This window comes from Allokutzneria sp. NRRL B-24872 (assembly GCF_002155965.1).
In the GTDB taxonomy this organism is placed as follows: domain Bacteria; phylum Actinomycetota; class Actinomycetes; order Mycobacteriales; family Pseudonocardiaceae; genus Allokutzneria.
In genome coordinates, this window is the sequence record NZ_MUMH01000262.1 from 1 (window position 1) to 668 (window position 668).

Below are 668 nucleotides of genomic sequence, written 5' to 3' on the forward strand. Positions count from 1 at the left end.
TGCTGCGACTGCTGCGCACCGGCGACGGGCGGTTGTGGCTGGCGATCGGCGCGGTGATCGGAGTCGGACTCGCGAACAAGTGGTTGGTGCTGCTGTTGGTCTCAGCGCTGGGCGCGGCGGTGCTGTTCGTCGGCCCTCGATCGGTGTTGCGCACGTGGTGGCTGGCCGCCGGGGTCGGCGTGACCGCGGTCCTGGCGGCTCCGCTGGTGATCTGGCAGATCGCGCACGGGTTCCCGCAGCTGACCGTGGCGGCGGGGATCAGCTCGCAGGACGGTGGCGAGAACCGGCTGATGTTCATCCCGCTGCAACTGGTGTACCTGCTGCCGGTGCTCGTCCCGGTGTGGTTCGCGGGCATTCGGCGACTGTGGCGCGAACCTGAGCTTCGCTGGGCCCGCGCGCTGCCGGTCAGCTACCTCGTGATCTGCGTGGAACTGTTGGTACTGGGCGGAAAACCGTACTACTCGATGCCGTTGCTGTTGCTGTTGGTCGCGGCGGGCGCGGGCTCCGCCTCCGAGTGGTTCTCGCGGAGCACGCCCATGTCGGCGCGGCTGCTCAACGGCGCCGGGGCCCTCGTCTCGGTCGTGGCGTCCGTGCTCGTGGCGCTGCCGCTCCTGCCCGCGTCAGCGCTCGGCGGCAGCTTCGTGCTGGCCGTGAACAAGGAGCAGGCC

The 668-nt window shown here is 70.1% G+C and carries 1 pseudogene; it reads left to right on the forward strand.

Features of this window, described 5'->3' with window-relative positions:
- Positions 1-668 (forward strand): annotated as a pseudogene (locus tag CCN37_RS40445) (glycosyltransferase family 39 protein); the annotation flags it as partial.